13 protein-coding genes are annotated in these 16,152 nt (G+C 70.9%); 2 read left to right on the forward strand and 11 right to left on the reverse strand.

The window, feature by feature from the left end:
- Positions 1–78 precede the first annotated feature (78 nt).
- The 11 genes from AC5L36_RS29755 to AC5L36_RS29805 all read right to left on the reverse strand — a co-directional run bounded on the left by AC5L36_RS29755 (position 79) and on the right by AC5L36_RS29805 (position 14,330).
- Positions 79–1,026 carry a carbohydrate ABC transporter permease gene (locus AC5L36_RS29755; RefSeq protein ID WP_441214995.1) on the reverse strand — a complete coding sequence of 316 codons (948 nt, stop codon included), beginning with the start codon at positions 1,024–1,026 and terminating at the stop codon, positions 79–81.
- Positions 1,023–2,045 carry a carbohydrate ABC transporter permease gene (locus AC5L36_RS29760; protein WP_441214994.1) on the reverse strand — a complete coding sequence of 341 codons (1,023 nt, stop codon included), beginning with the start codon at positions 2,043–2,045 and terminating at the stop codon, positions 1,023–1,025. Before AC5L36_RS29760 ends, AC5L36_RS29755 begins: the two co-directional genes overlap by 4 nt.
- Complete coding sequence (locus AC5L36_RS29765; protein ID WP_441214993.1) at positions 2,042–3,307, reverse strand: ABC transporter substrate-binding protein; 1,266 nt, start codon at positions 3,305–3,307, stop codon at positions 2,042–2,044. The genes AC5L36_RS29760 and AC5L36_RS29765 overlap by 4 nt, the downstream gene beginning before the upstream one ends.
- A 189-nt stretch (positions 3,308–3,496) precedes the next feature.
- Positions 3,497–4,096, reverse strand: coding sequence for a TetR/AcrR family transcriptional regulator (locus tag AC5L36_RS29770; RefSeq protein ID WP_441214992.1), 600 nt, complete (start codon positions 4,094–4,096; stop codon positions 3,497–3,499).
- An 8-nt stretch (positions 4,097–4,104) separates the two neighbouring features.
- Positions 4,105–4,890 (reverse strand): fatty acid desaturase, encoded by a 786-nt coding sequence (locus tag AC5L36_RS29775; RefSeq protein ID WP_441214991.1) that lies wholly within the window; start codon positions 4,888–4,890, stop codon positions 4,105–4,107.
- The gene (locus AC5L36_RS29780; protein ID WP_441214990.1) at positions 4,887–6,368 is read right to left on the reverse strand and encodes a phytoene desaturase family protein; all 1,482 of its coding nucleotides are present in this window, start codon (positions 6,366–6,368) and stop codon (positions 4,887–4,889) included. The genes AC5L36_RS29775 and AC5L36_RS29780 overlap by 4 nt, the downstream gene beginning before the upstream one ends.
- Before the next feature lie 54 nt (positions 6,369–6,422).
- The gene (locus AC5L36_RS29785; protein WP_441214989.1) at positions 6,423–7,514 is read right to left on the reverse strand and encodes a nucleotide disphospho-sugar-binding domain-containing protein; all 1,092 of its coding nucleotides are present in this window, start codon (positions 7,512–7,514) and stop codon (positions 6,423–6,425) included.
- A 19-nt stretch (positions 7,515–7,533) separates the two neighbouring features.
- Positions 7,534–8,514 carry a glutamate ABC transporter substrate-binding protein gene (locus AC5L36_RS29790; RefSeq protein ID WP_441214988.1) on the reverse strand — a complete coding sequence of 327 codons (981 nt, stop codon included), beginning with the start codon at positions 8,512–8,514 and terminating at the stop codon, positions 7,534–7,536.
- Positions 8,515–8,837: 323 nt separating this feature from the next.
- Positions 8,838–10,943, reverse strand: a complete 2,106-nt coding sequence (locus AC5L36_RS29795) for a ThuA domain-containing protein (protein ID WP_441214987.1) — start codon at positions 10,941–10,943, stop codon at positions 8,838–8,840.
- Between the two features lie 8 nt (positions 10,944–10,951).
- Positions 10,952–13,819 carry a carbohydrate-binding protein gene (locus AC5L36_RS29800; protein ID WP_441214986.1) on the reverse strand — a complete coding sequence of 956 codons (2,868 nt, stop codon included), beginning with the start codon at positions 13,817–13,819 and terminating at the stop codon, positions 10,952–10,954.
- Between the two features lie 337 nt (positions 13,820–14,156).
- Complete coding sequence (locus AC5L36_RS29805; RefSeq protein WP_441214985.1) at positions 14,157–14,330, reverse strand: hypothetical protein; 174 nt, start codon at positions 14,328–14,330, stop codon at positions 14,157–14,159.
- A 625-nt stretch (positions 14,331–14,955) separates the two neighbouring features.
- Between AC5L36_RS29805 and AC5L36_RS29810 the strand changes: the two genes are divergently transcribed.
- Positions 14,956–15,528 carry an MBL fold metallo-hydrolase gene (locus AC5L36_RS29810; RefSeq protein WP_441214984.1) on the forward strand — a complete coding sequence of 191 codons (573 nt, stop codon included), beginning with the start codon at positions 14,956–14,958 and terminating at the stop codon, positions 15,526–15,528.
- Positions 15,525–16,151 carry an NIPSNAP family protein gene (locus AC5L36_RS29815; RefSeq protein WP_441214983.1) on the forward strand — a complete coding sequence of 209 codons (627 nt, stop codon included), beginning with the start codon at positions 15,525–15,527 and terminating at the stop codon, positions 16,149–16,151. Before AC5L36_RS29810 ends, AC5L36_RS29815 begins: the two co-directional genes overlap by 4 nt.
- The last annotated feature ends 1 nt before the right edge of the window (position 16,152 follow it).

Here is a 16,152-nt window from a genome sequence, read left to right on the forward strand (position 1 = left end):
CTGGTCTATGTACGAACATCCGTGTTCGCCCCGACACCACCCCCTACGGGGCGCCCACTACCGGTAGGCCGCCCGAGGTCAGCCGTCGCGGAGAGTGCCGGCCAGGACGCCGCGCAGGAAGAAGCGGCCGAGTAGGAGGTAGATCGCCAGCGTCGGGATGCTGGCCAGCAGCGCGCCGGCCATCGCCTGGCCGAACGGGATCGACTGTCCACCCGCGACGTTGTTGAGGGCGACCGTGATCGGCCACGACTCGCGGGTGGTCATCATCGCGCCGAACATGAAGTCGTTCCAGGACGCGGTGAACTGCCAGATGATGGACACCGCGAACGCCGGGCGCGCCAGGGGCACCGCCACGTCGAGGAAGGTCTGCCAGACGCCGGCGCCGTCCAGGCGGGCCGACTCCATCAGGGAGTCGGGTAGGCCGACGAAGTAGTTGCGGAAGATCAGCGTCGTGATCGGCAGGCCGTAGATGATGTGGATGAGTGTGAGGCCGGCCAGGCCGCCGGTGCGGTCGGCGCCGCCGCGCAGGCCGAGGTCGGTCATGGTCTGGGCGAGCGGGATGACGATCGCCTGGTACGGCACGAAGATACCGAAAAGGATCAGCGGGAAGACAACGTTGGCATAGCGGAAGCGCACCTTGGCGAGCACGAAGCCGTTGGCGCAGCCGAGCAGCGACGAGATCAGGCTGGCCGGGATGGAAAGGCTCAGGCTGTTGCGGAAGCTGGTGGAGAGCTTCGGCCACACGTCGGTGAAGTTGTCCAGCGACAGGCTGCTCGGCAGCGAGAAGATGCCGGTCACCGTGACGTCGGACGGGTCCTTGAAGGCGGTGACCAGCAGCACGTACACCGGCATGAGGAAGAAGCCGACGAGCAGCCACAGCCCCACGTACCGGAGGACGGTGAGCCAGCTGGCGTTGCGCCGCGAGCGAAGAGCCGCGCCGGGCTCGGTGGGGGCGGGCTGGTGCACCGGGCGCGGGATCGAGGTGCGGGCCGGGGCCGGGATGCCGGCGGTGCCACGTACGGTCATCGCCGCTCCGTTCGCAGCCAGTGGCGGATGTAGGGGCCGATGATCAGCACCACGCCGATCAGCAGCACGGTCGCGATGGTGGCGCCCCGGTCGTAGAAGCCGCCGTCGAACGTGGTGAACCACATGTACAGCGATGGGGTGTCGATCTTCAGGTTGCCCTGGTCGAGCGCGTAGAGCAGGTCGAACGTCTTCAGCGAGATGTGGATCAGGATGAGCACCGCGCTGAACGTGACCGGGCGCAGCGCCGGCCGCATCACGTACCAGAGGACCTGCCACTCGCTCGCGCCGTCGATCCGGGCCGACTCGCGGAAGGTGTGGGGTATCGCGCGCATGCCGGCGAGGAAGAGCGCCATCACGTACCCGGAAAGCGCCCAGCCGGCGGGGAGGGCGACCGCCGCGATCGCCCAGGAGGAGTCGGACTTGTGCCAGTCGCTGCGCAGGAAGCCCAGGCCGAGGTCGCTGAAGAGCTTGTTGAGCCCGGCGGTGTCGCCGCCGCTGCCGTTGTCGAGCAGCCACCGCCACACGATCGCGGTGGCGATGAACGAGATCGCCATCGGGAAGAGGAACACGCCCCGGTAGAACGCCTCGCCCCGCGCGCCCTTCTCCAGCAACAGCGCCATGACGAAGCCGAGCGCGAGCGCGCCCACCACGAACACGGTCGTGAAGACGACGATGTTGCGGGCGTCGGTGCGCCAGCGGGCGTCGTTCCACAGTGCTGTGTAGTTGTCGAGCCCGACGAAGTCGTAGACCGGTGTGAGCCCCTGCCAGCTGGTGAACGAGACGCGCACGTTCCAGCCGATGAAGCCGTAGACGAAGATGCCGACGAGGATCAGCGACGGCGCCATGAGGCCGAGCCCGGCGAGCCAGCCCGGCACGCGGCGCATGCGCGAGGGGCGGCTCACCGGCGCCGGCGGCTGGTGCAGCCAGTCGCGCTCCACGCCGGCCTGCGCGTGGCGCGGACGGTGCGCCTGGGCCGTGCCGATCAGCTCGACGCCGTGCGGGCCTTCGGGAGCGCTCATCGGGTCGCCTCGTAGGTGCTGTCCAACGTGGACGCCAGCTTGGGCAGGTCGCCGGTCTGGTTGAAGAGGCCGAGGGCGGAGTCGATCTCGGCGTTGTACGCGTTGTTGGCCACCACGCCGTGGGCGAGCGAGCCGACGATCCGGGTGCGCTTGTCGCGCCACTGCCCCAGCGCCCACCCGAGGTAGCCGGGATAGAGCTTGGCGTCGGCGTCGATCCGCGCGGGGATCGATCCCTTCTTGGGGTTGAAGAGGTTTTGCCCCTCCGTGGAGCCGCACTCGATCAGCCACTTTTCCGCCAGCTCGGGGTTGCGGGCGCCGGTGGGCAGCGTGAACGCGTCGGAGAGGAACGAGTAGACGCCGTCGCTGCCGGGCGAGGCGACCGCCGCGTACCCCTGCTGCCACCGCTGCTTCTTGGGCCCTTCCAGGTAGCCGGAGGCCCAGTCGCCCATGACCGCGTACACCGCGGTGCCCTGCACAACGCGGTCGATCTGCGGCTGCCAGTCACCCGACGCGGAGCGCAGGTCGGAGTAGGAGAGCACCTTCTGGTATGTGGCGAGCGCCGCCCCGACCTCCGGCGTGCTCCAGCGCAGCGAGCCGCCGAACAGCTGCTGGTACCGGTCCGCGCCCAGCTCGCCGAGGAGCACGGTCTCGAAGAGGTGCTTCTGTGTCCACTGTGGGCCGATCGCGAGTGCCGTGAGGCCGGCCTGCTTGATCTTCTCGGCCTGCTCGAGGAACTCGCTCCAGGTCTTCGGCGGCCCGGCCAGCCCCAGCTTGTCGAGCGTCGCCGGCGTGTACCACATCAGGTTGGCGCGGTGGATGTTCACCGGCACCGCGTAGATCCGGCCGTCGATCGTGAGGTTGTCGAGCAGGCCCTTGGGCAGCACGTCGCGCCACCCCTCGCGGTCGTACAGCGCGGTCAGGTCCCGCACCTTGCCGGACCGCACGTCGTCTTCGAGCTCCAGCCCGGCGTGCCGCTGGTACGAGTCCGGCGGGTCGTTGGCGAGCAGGCGGCTGGCCAGGATCGCCTTCGCGTTGGAGCCGGCGCCTCCGGAGACGGCCGCGTTGACGAACGTGACGCCCGCGTTCTTCGCCTCGAACTCCCGCGCCATCGCGTCCAGACCCTCTTCCTCACCGGGCCCGGTCCACCAGGAGTAGACCTCTAGTTGGTTGTCTCCGCCGCCACCACCGGCCGCGCACATCGGGATGCCCGCGAGGAAGGCGACGACGACCAGCGCCAGGACCCCGATCCGTCCTTGCCACATTTTGCTTAAGCCTCCCTTGCGTGCGACATAAGGTACGCCTTGATCACTAAGCGCTATTCGCCCGATCAGTCAGTGTCCGCATCGTCCGTAGAGGCACTGTCACGTTTCGTAATCGACGCAGGACAGGGGGTGTGTTTGGAAGCGCTCCCGTTCTTGAACGCTTCCGTTTTGTGCGGTGTCAACGTTGGCTCAGCTACCGGAAAGGTTACGGAACGTGTCCGCCATCGCCGCTACCCGACTGGCCGCCGCGAACACCGCCTCCGGCCGGTGACGGTCGCCGTCGAGGTGACTGAGCGTCTCGATGCCCATGTAGTACGCGACCGCCGCGGTCGCCAGCTCGCGGAGCGGGAGCAGCGCCGCGATCGGGGTGCCCGCTGCGAACCGGCCGAGCACCGCCGCGGCCAGCTCCTCCCACCGATTCACCTCCACGAGCGTCTGCGCGGCCAGCTTCGGCGAGCCCTTGGCACCGGCGACCATTTCCTGCACAGCCGCGATGTGGCCGGTGTCGGCGTCCTCCGTGTACAGCTCGCGCAACGTCTCGACCAGCTCGGCGAAGCCGCCGACGGCCGCGGTCCGCTCCGTGTACCGGGCGATCCGCTGCTCGCTCGTGTACCGCATGGCCGCGACGAGCAGGTCCTCCAGGTCGTCGAAGTGGTAGTAGATGACGCCCGGCGCGAACCCCCCGGTGGTCGCGATCGCCCGCGCGGTGGTGGCGGCGAAGCCCTGCTCGGCCAGCGTCTTCACGGCGGCGCTGAGCACGCGCTCCCGGGTCTGCGTCTTCGGCGGCATGTCTCCGATCAGATCACCCGGCGCGGCACGACGCCGGAGCGGGTGAGAAACGGGTCGAGCCGCCGCGACAGCCGGGCCAGGTGGTGGCTCGGCACCTGCGGGTAGAGGTGGTGCTCGAGGTGGTAGGTCAACTCCAGGAAGATCGCCGGGATCACCCGCCCGCGCAGCGTGCGCGTCTGGTCGAGCGGGTCGTCGCCGTAGTGGCGATGCGGCAGGTGGACAGTGAGCAGCGGGTAGACCCAGCTGCCCACGATCGCCATCACGGCGTACCCGAGGACGGCCGGCGTGGCGGGTAGGAGCGCGAGGCCGGCGGCGACCGCGACGAACGGCGCCGCGCCCTCCACCGCGAGCCACCCGCGGTCGCCCGGCGAACGCCGCCACGCCCACCACCAGAGACGGGCGAGGAAGACCGGCCCGTAGGCGAGCGCGCCGAGCGCGGTGAGGTTGGCCGGATACCCCTCCGGGTCGTCCTCGTGCGGGAAGAGGCGGTGGTGCTGGAGGTGGGTGACGCGGTAGGCGTGCCCGCTCTCCAGCAGCACCAACCCCAGCGCCAGGAGCGCCCACTCGCTCGCCCGCGGGCCCAGCCCGATCGCGCGGTGCACCACGTCGTGGGTCACCGTCACGACGGCCACGAAGATCCCGAACATCACCACGGGGGTCAGCCACCACCACCCCATCCAGGCCGCGACCCCGAAGACCACCATCCCGATGAACGGGCGGGAGAGCGCGATCCGACGCTGTCTCCCACTGGTCGTCAGAAGATCGGTGCCGAGCTGTGTGAGCGAGGGCTTCATGTCATCTTCTCCGTCACGATCCGGCTCCCGAGTACACATGCGACGGTGCCCAGCCCCGGCCAGGTCGAGTCGCCGACGAGCCAGAAGCCGGGCACCCCGATGTCGTGCGGCACCGCGCGCTGGTTGCTGTTGCGCGTGGTCTGCCGCACGCCGCCCACCGCACCGCCCGGCCGGAAGGCGAAGCGCTCGTAGGCCCGCGGGGTGCCCACCTCGTAGACGACGGGCCGCTCACCCAGCCGCGGGTAGGCCCGCCGCGCCAGATCGACCAGCCGGTCGCCGACCCACTTGGCGCGCGCCGCGTGCTCGGCGTCGTCCAGCCCCTCCCAGGCCGGCAGCGCGGTGTGCGTCGACAGCATCACCGCACGGTGGCCGGCCGGCGCGCTGTCGAGGTCGCCCGGAGCGGAGACCGACACGAACATGTTGTTGCCGTCGCCGAGCGGCTCGTCGTAGCCGGCGAGGATCTGGTGGTGGGTCAGTGCCTGGCCGTCCACTTCGGACTCGGGCACGCCGAGGCACACCATGACCGCCCCGCCGAGCGCTGTGGCGTCGCGCTCCAGGTATGGCGCCAGCCGCCGCCCGACGCTCGGGTCGAGCGCCGCCGTGGTGGCCGCCGGCAGCGCGCTGACCACGTGCCTCGCTCTCACCGTGCCGCGCTGGGTGTGCACGTGGAAGGCCCCGGCGGCGCCGGTCACCCGGGCGACCCGGTGCGCGGTGCGCAGGTGGCCGCCGATGCCACGGTAGTGCGCGACGAGCCGGCGCCAGAAACCGCGCATCCCCCCGTGCGCCCGGGTCAGCCCGGCCCCCCGGATGGTGATGCCGAGTGCGGCGTTGATGAGCGGCGCCCGGTCGACCGTGCCGTGCACGGTGTCCTCGACGAGCATCGAGAGCAGCGCCACGAGCGGCACGTCGCCGCGCAGCCCGTGGCGACGCAGGGCCCCGCCCATCGTGGCGTTGAGGTGCCGCCCGGCCGGCAGCCCGCGCAGGCCGACCGCCCGCAGGTCACGCCAGGCGTCGGCGGGGGTACGCACCGGCAGCCGCACGCCTGCCCGGCTCGCCCGCCAGAAGGTGCTCGCCAGGTGGTCGAGCAAAGCCCAGAAACGCAGGTGGCGGTCGCTGCCGCCGAACACGCGCAGCCGCTCGGCGTGCCAGGCGTCGTGGTCGCGGTGCAGGGTGACGGTGCGGTCCGGCAGCCACACCCGGTAACCCGGCAACGCCTCCCCCGGCACCGGCGGCATGCCGGTGGCGTCGAGCAGCTCGGCCCCCACCCCGCCCGGCTCGAAGTCGACGAGGGTGGTCGCCCCCACGTCGAAGGAGAACCCCCGCCGCCGGTAGTAACCGGCACAGCCGCCCGCGTGCCCGTGCGCCTCCAGCACGACCGTCGAACGCCCCGCCGCCTGGAGCCGCAGCGCGGTCGCCATGCCCGCGAGCCCGCCCCCGAGCACCGCCACGTCGTAGTCCTGAACATCCGTTCTGAACATGTGTTCAGACTAGGCCGCCCGCCATCGCGGCGAAAGACCTCATCGCCGGTGCTCTCAGGAGGTCAGGTCGGGCACCAGGTCGGCCGGGTGGGGCAGGCCGGCCATCTCGTCGCGGACCTCGGCCGCCGCGGCCGCCAGCTTCGCGTCGGTGAGCAGCCGGCGGAGGACGTCGGCGTCGATCTGGCGCACCGGGACCGCCAGCCCGGCACCCCGAGCCGCGACAAGCTCGGCGTTGCGGCGGCGGTCTCCCGGACCGGGCACCACGATCTGGGGCACGCCGGCGGCCAGCGCGGCCAGCAGCGTGCCCGCCCCGCCGTGGTGGACCACACCGGCGCAGGTGGGCAGCGCCTCGGCGAACGGGGTCCAGCCGACCGCCCGCACATTCGGCGGGAGGTCGCGCGTGGCATCGGGGCGGACCAGCACCACCTCGGCGTCCACACCGGACGCCGCCGCGATCGCCGCGCCGATCAGGTCGCCACCGCCCGGGCCGGGCACCGTGCTGTGGGTGACGAGCACGCGCGGGCGGCCGTCCTCCGGCGGCTCGCGGAGCAGCTCGGGGAGCTCACCCTCGCCGCCGTACGACACGAAGCGCATCGGCCGCACCTCCCGCGGCCCGACCAGGCTGGGCGGGGCCACGCTCAGCACCAGCCGGTCGGCGGGCAGCCCGTCCGGCCGCTGGTGGCGCATCGCGGCGGTGGTGACGCGGACCAGCTCGGCCTCGTCGAAGAGTGTGTTGCCGTGCAGCACCGCGGGGACGCCCACTTCGGCTGCCGCGTGCGCGCCGGCGGCGGCCAGCGGCTCGTACACCACGAGGTCTGGTGACCACTCGCGGGCCAGCCGCACGGCACCGTCGAGCAGCTGGTCGTTGACCGCGCCGAAGAGGAGCGCCACGCCCCTCGTGCCGGCCTTGCCGGCCAGCTCGGCCCGGCCGATCAGCGGGTGGCGCAGCAGCACGCGGCGGGCGATGCGGCTGAAGTCGAAGCCCGGCACGACGTCGTCGACCTCGAGACCGGCTGGACGCGCGGCGGCCGCGTCGCCGCCGGCCGCCACCCGCACCTCGTGGCCCGCCTCGCGCAGGGCGACGGCGAGCGGCACCATCGGAAAAAGGTGCCCGATCAGCGGCGCTGACACGAAAAGAATGCGCACCAGGCGACCTTAGACCCGGTCAGCCGCGGTATCGGGCCGGGGGCGGTGCCGCCACCGGGCCCAGCGTGGGCTTCAGCCACCTGTCGTAGATGCGCATCCAGCCGCCGTCGGCGCGGAGGCGGTCGAAGACGCCGTTGACGAAGCGGACGAAGTCGGTGGCGCCCCGGGCGAACGCCAACCCGTGCGGCTCGTCGCTGAACCGCGGCCCCACGATCTTCGTGGTCGGGTCCTGCGCGGCGAGGCCGGCCAGCACGTTGTCGGTGGTGGAGATGGCGTCGACCTGGCCCTGCTGGAGCAGCACGAGGCAGTCCGTCCAGTCGACCGCGGCGACCGGCACCGGCTTGGCGGGCGCGTCGATGATCGCCTGGATCGAGGTGGTGTTGGCGGCCGCGCACACCCGCTTGCCGCCGAGATCCTGGATGCCCTTGGCGGTGGAGGTCTCCGGCACGAGCACCCGCTGCCCGGAGTCGAGATAGTTGGTGGAGAACTCGACCTGCTCGCGCCGCGAGCACGTGATGGTCATCGAGTTGGCCACCAGGTCGACCTGCCCGTTGACGGCGGTGAGCCGCTGCGCCTGGGTGACCACCACGTACTGCACGCGCTCCGGGTCACCGAAGATGGCCTTCGCCACCTCGCGCACAAGGTCGATGTCGAAGCCCTCAAGCCGCCTGGTGGTCGGGTCGCGAAACCCGAAGAGGTAGTTGTTTTGGTCGACCCCCGCGATCAGCCGGCCACGCGCCAAAATTTTGTCCATCGTGGAACCAGCGGGCATCCGCCCGAACGGGGGCAGCGCGCCGGCGGGGCGGAGACTCGCACGCGGGTCGCAGGCCGGCTCGGGCGGCACCGCGCTCGGCGGCGGAGCCGGGTCGATGACGTCCTGCGGCACCGGCGCCTCGGCCCGCGCACCGCCCGGCGGCCGCTCGGGCGGGTCGGACGAGCAGGCACCGACCAGCACCAGAGCCAGGAAGGCGGTCGTGACCACCCGAAAGCCACCACGCATAAGCCCACACCCTAAGACGCCCCGGCAACCACGACCCGAAATCACCGCTCCGTATGTGTGCGCGAGGCCGGCGCCTTCCGAGACCGGCGGCCCGGGGTGAGCGCGACAAAGCGCGGAGGGTGAGGCCGCGGGAGCAACGGTCTGGACCACGACGGGCATCGCGGTAGCTCGCATCCGCTGTGGTCCTGCGCCGGCGGGCGCGCGTGGCGTGCGGAAGGTCAGGGCGGGCCCACGCCGTTGCTCGCGGCGTCGCCGGTCTCCACGAAGTGGGGGACGGCCGCCGCGACGCTGCGGCGGCCGTCCCTGTGGTGGGTGCGGAAAGCTCAGCTCGGGATCGTCCACCGCTGGCTGGCGGCGGTCCCGCAGGTCCAGAGGTGCACGACGGTGCCGTCGGTCGTGCTGCCGCCGGCGATGTCGAGACACTTGTTGGAGTTGGTGTTGACGAGCGTGCCGTTCGCCTGCGGTGCCCAGTTCTGCGCGCCGGTGCCGTTGCAGGTCCACAGCTGGATCTTCGTGCCGTCGGCCGAGCCCGCACCGGAGACGTCCAGGCACTTGCCCAGCGCCCGCAGCGTCTGCCCGGTCCGGGTGAACGCCTGCGACGTGCCGCCGTTGCACGTCAGGATCTGCATCTGGGTGCCGTCGGCAGTACCGCCGCCGCGCACGTCGAGGCACTTGCCGCCGAGGCCGACGATCGCGCCGCCCGGGACGGGGCCGCTCGACTTGACGAACGTGAAGTCGTCGACGTCGAAGAGCCCGCTGCCGCTGCCGGTGAACGTCAGGTACACGTTCGCGTTGCCGGCCGGCACATTGGACAGTGTGGTGTTGACGGTGGCGAACGTGTTCCAGCCGCCCGTGTTCGGCACCGCGACCGAGCCGAGGATCGGCCCGGTGGTCGAGCCGGTGCGCACCTGGAGCGTGCCGCCCGGTCCGCCGGAGACCACGCGCGCCCGCAGCGAGGTGGCGCCGCCGACGTTCACGTTGTTGTACGCGGCCCAGTCGCCCGGCTCGATGAAGCCGAGCGTCTGCCCGTTGTTGGCTCCGGTCTTGCCGACCGCCTGCACGCCGCTCTGCGCGCTGAACGACTCGGCCTGCACGGTCACGTCACCGCCGACCGGAGGCCCGCCGAGGTCTTTGATCCGGATGTTGCGGAACGAGACGTCGTCACCCGTGCCGTGGTTCTGTATGCCGATGTAGCCGTCCAGGTTGCGGGCCGGGTCGGTGTTGGTGAAGTCGTTGATCCGCACCCCGTTGAGGAAGACCTGGATCCGCTGGCCCTCGACGAGGATCTCGTACGTGTTCCACTCCCCCGCCCGGTTGAGCGCCGCGTCGCGGGCCGCGAGGTCGGCCGACTTGAAGCCGTAGATCGCGCCGGTGGTACGGTCGGCCGCGTCGGTCGGGTCGATCTGGATCTCGTATCCGTTGCTGACCGCCGAGTTGGGATCGGTGGAGGCGGGGAAGCCGACGAAGATGCCCGAGTTGTCGTCGCCCGCGACCCGCCAGTCCAGCTTCAGCGAGTACGAGGTGTACTGCCGCTGGCTGTACCAGAAAAGGCCCATGCCCCCGACGGAGGTGAGCGTGGCGTCGGAGTTGGTGAAGCTGCCCGGCCCGGCCTGCGACCAGCCGGCCGTCGATCCATTGTAGAGCGTGGTGTAGCCGGTCTCCGGCCGACAGTCGGCCTTCGAGCGGCCGGCCGCGTACCGGATGCCGCCGAGCAGGTGCGCCCGGAAGTTGGCCTCGCCGTAGCTGGCCTGCGTGTGCCCGAGCCCGGTGTAGAACGAGCGCCCGCCGCCGAACGTCTTGCACCACGTGATCGGGTGGTCGGCGCCCATGCCACCGCCCGAGTACGAGGACTCGTCGAGGTTGGCCAGCACCCGCGCGCTGGTACGCGGGTTGGTGCGGTAGTTGTACCACTCGTCGGTGCGGGTCCAGGTCTGCGGCAGGTGCCCGGTGGCCGCGTGGCCGCGGTTTTCCACCCGGATGTTGGCCTGCTGGATGGCCGGGTGCGAGGCGAAGTAGCCGCCCACCAGGTTGCCGTAGAACGGCCAGTCGTACTCGGTGTCGGCGGCGGCGTGCACGCCGACGTAGCCCTTGCCGGTGGCGATGTACTGCTCGAACGCCGTCTGCTGCGCGGCGTTCAGCACGTCGCCGGTGGTGGAGAGGAAGACCACCGCCTCGTACTGCGCGAGGTTGCCGGTGGTGAACGCGGCGGCGTCCTCGGTCGCGGTGACCGTGAAGGCGTTGGCCGCCCCCAGGTCGCGGATCGCCTGGATCCCTTGTGGAATCGAGTCGTGCCGGAAGCCGGCCGTCTTGGAGAAGACCAGCACGTCGTAGGGTGCGTCGGCCGGGTTCGCCGCGACGGGGGTCGCCGGGGCGGTGCAGGCGAGGACCGCGAAGACCACGGTCGCCAACGCGATGGGGGTTCTACGCATCGTCCCTCCTAAAGGGTCCACTGCTGGTTGGCGGCGCCGGTGCACGTTCTCAGCTGCACCACCGTGTTGTCGGCCGTGCTTCCGTTGAGCACGTCGAGGCACTTGTTCGAGTTCGCGTTCACGAGCGTGCCGTTGGCCTGCGGCACCCAGTTCTGCGCGCCGGTCCCGTTGCAGGTCCACAGCTGGATCTTCGTGCCGTCGGCCGTGCCCGCGCCCGAGACGTCCAGGCACTTGCCGAGCGCGCGCAGCGTCTGCGCGCTGCGGGTCCACGTCTGCGCGGCGCTGTTGTTACAGGTCAGGATCTGGATCTGGGTGCCGTCCGCGGTGGCGCCGCCGCGCACGTCCAGGCACTTGCCGCCCAGGCCGGTGATCCGGCCGCCACCACCGGTGCCGCCGGTCACGAACGTGAACGAGTCCACATCGAACAGTGCGCCCGCCCCGCCGGCGAACGTCAGGTACAGCGTGGTGGTCCCGGCCGGCGGGTTGCTGATCGTGCCGTTGACGGTCGTGAAGGTCTCCCAGCTCCCCGTGGGTGTCACCGTGGCGGAGCCGAGCACCGTGCCCGTCGGCGAGCCGGCCCGCACCTGCAACGTGCCCCCGGCGCCGGCGGAGGAAACCCGCGCGGTGAACGAGGTGGCGTTGGCGATACGGTACGGGTCGAACGCGATCCAGTCGCCGTTGTCGATGCTGCCGACCGTGTACCCGCCCTCGGCCGTCGCCTTGGCGTGTGTGCCGATGCCGGACATCGTCTTGAAGTGCTCGGCCTGCCGCTTGCGCGGCTGGAGCACGTGCTGCGTGTGCGTGGTGAGCCCGCCGTTGTCGGTGTACTCGGCGTCGAATATGCCGAAGATGTTGGCCGCGTCGTCGTGCTCACCGTCGACCGGGATCGTGATCGAGCCGGTGCACCCGTTCTGCGACGTGATCTGGTGGCCGTGGCTGTCGTGGCCGAGCACGTACGTCATCTTGACCCGCGCGCAGCTGATCGCACCGTCCTCGGTGTCGGCCACGGAGATGGTGAACGGCACCGTGTCGCCGAAGGAGAAGAGCTGGCCGTTGGCCGGCGCGCTGATCGTCACCCGGGGCGGGGTGTTGCCGACGCTGATCGTGACGCTGTCGGAGCCGGTCGCGCCCTGCGGGTCGCGGACGGTGAGCGTCGCGGTGTACGTGCCGTTCGTGCTGTAGGTCTTGCTCGGGTTGGCCGCCGTCGAGGTCGTGCCGTCGCCGAACGCCCACGAGTAGGTGATCGCGCTACCGTCCGGATCGGACGAACCCGCCGACGAGAACTGCACGGTCAGCGGCGCCGCGCCCGACGTGGGGTTGGCGGTCGCGTTCGCGATCGGCGCGCGGTTGCCACCGACGCCGACGAAGTCGTAGCGGTACAGCGCCGAGTTGGCGTCGCCGCCGAACCAGCCGGTGCCGTAGTCCAGGACGTAGAGGGCGCCGTCCGGGCCGAACGCCAGGTCCATCACCTGGGTACCGGTCCACGGGAACGTCTCGATCCCCTCGATCGCCCCGCTCCCGCTCACATGGATCGGTTTGATCCAGCGCCGCCCGAACTCGCCGGCGAAGAACTGCCCGTCGAACCCGGCCGGGAACTTCGTCGTGGAGGGGTTCGCCGCGTCGTACCGGTAGACCGGGCCGGCCATCGGCGACTCCGAGCCGCCACCGAACTCGGGCGGCGAGCCGGCGTCGCCCGCGTACCGGATCCAGGCCGGGCGGGCGGCCGGGAGCGTGCCCTGGCCGGTGTTGCGGAACGAGTTGTTGGTCGGGCCGCCCGTGCAGTTGAACTTGGGCCCGGTCGCGTTGGTCGCGAAGTTCCACTCGTTGTACGTCTCGGTGCTGCTGTTGGAGCCGGTGCAGTACGGCCAGCCGTAGTTGCCCGCCGAGGCGACCCGGTTGAACTCCACCTGCCCGCTCGGCCCGCGCGTCGCGCTGGTCGTGCCGGCGTCCGGGCCGTAGTCGCCGACGTAGACCACGCCGGTCGCCTTGTCCACCCCGATCCGGAACGGGTTGCGGAAGCCCATCGCGTAGATCTCGGGCCGGGTGTTGGGCGTGCCGGGCGCGAAGAGGTTGCCGGCCGGGATCGAGTACGTGCCGTTGGCGTTCACCTTGATGCGCAGGAGCTTGCCGCGCAGGTCGTTGGTGTTGCCCGCGGAACGCTGCGCGTCGAAGACCGGGTTGCGCTCGGTCCGCTCGTCCAGCGGCGCGTAGCCCGCCGAGTCGAACGGGTTGCTGTCGTCCCCGGTGGACAAGTAGAGGTTGCCCGCCGCGTCGAAGTCGATGTCGCCGCCCACGTGGCAGCACATGCCCCGGTCGGCCGGCACGTCCAGCACGTTCACCTGGCTGGCCATGTTGATGGTGTTGTTGCTGTTGAGCGTGAACCGCGACAGCCGGTTGACCCCCTGCCAGGTCGCCCACGTGGCGGCGGTGCCGGTCGCGGGCGCGTCACCGGCCGGTGTGGACAGCGGCGGCGCGTAGTACAGGTAGATGAACCGGTTGGTGGCGAAGCCGGGGTCGACGCCGACACCTTGCAGGCCTTCCTCGTCGTGCGAGTAGACCGGGATGGTGCCGATCACGGTGGTGTTGCCGGCCGCGTCGGTGCGGCGCACGGTGCCGTTGCGGGCGGTGTGGATGACTGAGCGGTCAGGCAGTACGGCGAGCGTCATCGGCTCGCCCACCTCGCCGACGCCGCTGGCCAGCGTCACCCGCTGGAAGTCGGCCGCGTTGATGGGATGCGCCTGCGCGGGTGTGGCGGTGACGATCGTCGTACCCGCCGCGACGAGGAGTAGAGCGGTGCTGGCGGTGCGTGCCCGGCGGTGCCTCAGGGCGCGCGGGATCGGCGGCGCGGGGCGGCGCCGAAAGTCCAGGATGGACATGGCGGTGGGTTCCCTCTCCTGACCTTTGCCAGGCAAGGGCGCGCGCCGTCGCGCCAGATGCCGTGGGCGGTGGGCCGACCCGAGCGTGGGGGCTCGTGCCGGTGAGATGCTCGGCGCGGACACCCGGGCTGGATGACCGCGCTGGTGAGCTAACCGCGCCGTCGGCTACCTCGGCGAAACAGCTGTGTCGTGGCCGTCACATTAATTCGTCTAGCTAGATGTGTCCATACTTTCCAGCGCCCCGTACCGTACTTTCGCTCGCACGGCAAAAAGTCCCCCGGACGGCACGACGACGCGAGCCGCGCCCTCAGGCGCGGCTCGCGTTCACCCCCGATCTTCACCGGGCTGGCATTACCCTCGGCTGCCCACGGACCGGCGCCTTGTGACGGGCTCGGCGGCCGCGGCGGGCCAGCCGGGCGACGGCGAGCAGTCGCTCGCGGTCGGCCTCGGCGATCAGCTCGCGCTGGCGGTCGTTCGCCTGGGCCAGGATGAGGTCCGGATGCATCAACATTGTTCTGTCTCCCTTTGTGGTTCCCCGTATCCGCTGATGAGTCAATCTTCGGCCGGTAAGGGAGCGACCACATCGGGAGCGCTTACCTATCTTGGCGGCCCCGGAGCCTTACGCCGGCCCCGGGATGCCTTAGACGGCCGCCGCGGACCGCATAGGTACGTCTAGGTATACCTAGAGACCTGTCGGGGTCGGGGTGGCTTCGACCCCCTATTTAGTTAGACAGAGATTCGAGCTGCCGCGACCTCCGTCGTGGTCCAGACCGCTGCGCGGGGCCCCGGGGAAACGTGGAGCGCAGCGGAGCGTTTTCTTGGGGTGCGTTTCCCGCGGCCTCACCCGTCCGCCGTTGGTCGCGCCTGCGCAACCGGCGGGGGTGGATCGAGCTCGCGCCAGGAGAGCCGGGCGAAAAGGGGTGAGCGGGACCAGCCGAACACTTCCACCCCGAAAGGTCTCTAGCTCCAGTCGAGCGCCCCGCTGGCCTGCAAGAAGGCGACAAAATGGCCTGAAGGCGGCAGTGGAGCACCTCGAAGAACGCGGTTTGTCGATCATCGCCGCAGTGGCAGAATTACCGTGATAGTGGTCAGTCCTGCCACTGTCGGGGCCGGCGTCCGGCGGGCAGGCTGGGCCGATGACCGGTGACCGGCCACGGGCCGCCACGGCCACCTACGCGATCCTCCACACCGGGTACGGCGAGCGCGAGGTGGCCGCCACAGTCGGCTTCGTGCGCGACGGCGACACGCTCGTGGTGACCGACCCGGGCATGGTGCGCGACCGCCGCCTGATTCTCGACCCGCTTCGCGCCCTCGGCGTGGCGCCCGAGGAGGTGACCGACGTCGTGTTCAGCCATCACCACCCCGACCACACGCTCAACGCGGCGCTGTTTCCGGCCGCCCGCTTCCACGACCACTGGGCGATCTACTCCGGTGACCGGTGGGAGTGGCGGGACGCGGAGGGGTACGAGCTCACGCCCTCGATCCGGCTGATCCGCACACCCGGCCACACGCCGGAAGACATCACCACGCTCGTGGGCACCGCCGACGGGGTGGTCGCCTTCACCCACCTGTGGAACACCGCCGACTCGGTCGGCGACCGCCACGCCACCGATCTCGCGGCGCTGCACGCGGGGCGGCGTCGCGTCGCCGGTACCGTCGACATCGTCGTGCCGGGGCACGGACCCGCTTTCCAGACAGGACGGACATGATCTACGAGCTGCGGCAGTACACCCTGTGGCCCGGCAAGCGCGAGGTGCTCGTCGAGCTCTTCGACCGCGAGTTCGTCGAGGGCCAGGAGGCCACCGGCATGCGGATCGACGGGCAGTTTCGCGACGAGGACCGGCCCGATCGTTTCGTCTGGGTGCGCAGCTTCCCCGACATGGCGCGGCGAGCCGCGTCGCTGCAAGCCTTCTACGGCGGCCCGGTCTGGCAGGCCCACCGCGACGCGGCCAACGCCACGATGATCGACTCAGACAACGTGCTGCTGCTCCGTCCCGCCGGCCCGGTGTGGGAGCTGCCCACCGAGCGCCGTCCACAAGAGACTGACTCGCTGCTCACCGCGTCTATCGCGTACCTGCCGGAGCCGGTGACCCAGGACTTCCGCGACTTCTTCGCGGCCGAGGTCGCACCGATCACGCCGGTCATCGCCTCCTTCGAGACCGAGTACGCGGAAAACACCTTCCCCGCGCTGCCCGTGCGCACCGGCGAGCACGTGTTCGTCTGGTTCACCCGCGACGAGGCGCCGCCCGCGGTGCCGGCGCTGGAGGGCTGGCTGGCCAAACCGCTGGAGAGCCTCCGCCTTAGCCCGACGGCCCGCTCCCTCCTCCGTTAGA

It is taken from the genome of Phytohabitans sp. LZ39 (assembly GCF_059359075.1).